This is a genomic window from Thermus brockianus, assembly GCF_021462505.1.
In the GTDB taxonomy this organism is placed as follows: domain Bacteria; phylum Deinococcota; class Deinococci; order Deinococcales; family Thermaceae; genus Thermus; species Thermus hydrothermalis.
This window is the reverse complement of the sequence record NZ_JAKEDV010000020.1, coordinates 1-1,723: the sequence shown is the minus strand read 5'-3', so window position 1 is coordinate 1,723 and position 1,723 is coordinate 1. Positions and strand designations below refer to the sequence as shown.

The 1,723-nt window shown below is 51.5% G+C and carries 1 protein-coding gene and 1 pseudogene; both read right to left on the bottom strand.

All coding sequences use genetic code 11. The features are described from left to right. A pseudogene (locus LXN00_RS12560) lies at positions 1–272 on the bottom strand (hypothetical protein); the annotation flags it as partial. 253 nt (positions 273–525) lie between these two features. Continuing rightward, positions 526–1,590 carry an EpsG family protein gene (locus tag LXN00_RS12555; RefSeq protein WP_234508718.1) on the bottom strand — a complete coding sequence of 355 codons (1,065 nt, stop codon included), beginning with the start codon at positions 1,588–1,590 and terminating at the stop codon, positions 526–528. Positions 1,591–1,723: the final 133 nt, after the last annotated feature.

Genomic DNA, 1,723 nt, shown 5'->3' with positions numbered 1-1,723 from the left:
GGCGGCGGGTGGTGGAAGCGGTGGGGAGCGCCCTCCACGCCTCCTTTCCCAGGCGGATTCGTGCCCTGACCTAGGAAGGCTTCGTCATAGCGGTGTGCTCCTTTGTCCTGGCCCACAATCTCGGCCTCATGGTGCAGAGAATGGTTGGGTAGCAGCTTGGGTAAAAGCGCTTGCCCACCTATTAGAGCATACTCAGGGTTCGCTTCCAAAAAAGCCAGTTGCTTTGCAAATTGCCCAGGCAACGCCACATCCCCCGCATCCAGGCGCGCCACGGCGCCACGTACTCATATCCCCGTTCAAGAATCCACTAAAGTCCATGATTCAAGGCGTGCTCAATACCCTGATTCTGTTCAAGGCGCAGTAAGTAACCTCGGTGCGGGGAGGTAGCTCTGGCATGACGATGGGAGGCTTATTGCCGTCGTCCACCACCACATCCAGAGCAACCTCTGTCGGCAAGGTGCCTGAGGCTAAGCTCCAAGCCTTTTTGGTCTTAGCAGACCGGGATCAGAAGGGCTACTCTTGCGCTCATGGTCTGTAGTCAAAAATAGTCCGGTAGGGCAAGAAAGGGGTCAACGTACCCGTCATTCGTCCATCATAGTCGGTTAGAAAGTTGCGGTAGGTCGCCAACACTCCAACAAGCCCGGCAACGAACACGCCTAACCAGAAAATGCTCCTCGGCTCCTCACCGTGTCTGTCAAAGTCCCGAAGCAAAAGTAAGGGCGATACAAACGTCATCAATTCTAGCAATCGCAAACCCGCATAGGAGGAAAAGGCTAAAGCTTGGAAACTGACAGACGGAACGACAGTTAACAAGAACCCAAAGAAGCTCCGTTTAGCCGACACTCCGCTTAGGGCAAAGTACAGCCACAGCAATACCACCAAACCTAAGCGGGAAAGGCCGGACACCAAAGAAGGGGACGCATAACTCCGGTACAAGCTGATCTTGGCCTCAAAATATTCATAGCGAAGGACCACAAGAAAAATCGCCGTAAGCGCTAGCACGAAGATTATGACAATAGACCTACGGGTCCCGAGTTTCAATTCAGAAATCACAATAAGCGCCGCCACCAAGACCATAGAGTAGTGAAAGGTTATAGCAAGCATAGTTATTAACAAAGCTTCAAGTATCTTACCACGCCTCATTGCCTGCCATGCAAGCAAAACGGTTGCTAAAGCCAACCCCGCCCTAACAGCGTTCATACCGTACTGATAAGCAAACACGGGTAAAATGTAGAGCGCAAAAAGCCTCAGCTCGGTTTTATCAGCCCTAAGCACAAAGGCTAGAAGCAATAAGGTAAACACTAAACCGATGGCTCGTAATGCCAAAACCTCCGAGCCTGTGAGCGAAAGAAGCAGCTTTGCCAAAAAGACAAATCCCGGTTCCCAACCTTCAATCAAAGCCGATGCATCGCCTTCAAGTACAGATCTGAGAGTAAGCTCGTACATAAATGTATCCGTACCGCTATATCTCACAAAAATAATCCCCCCTATAACAAACAGAACAGGGAAAAAAACCACACGATTTCGTGCACCTAAGTACCAAAGGGCCTGCACGAGATAGTTCAAAGTCCACCCTAGAACGTAGACCATAACTCGCTCCTCTCGTGGATCGTCTCCAGCTTTACAACCATAGCAGCCGGTATGCCTTCGCACATCATACCGGCCTCCTGCACTCTAGACGATGCCCCCAAGCCAAGACGCCTCCATCCGCCACCCCACCCTG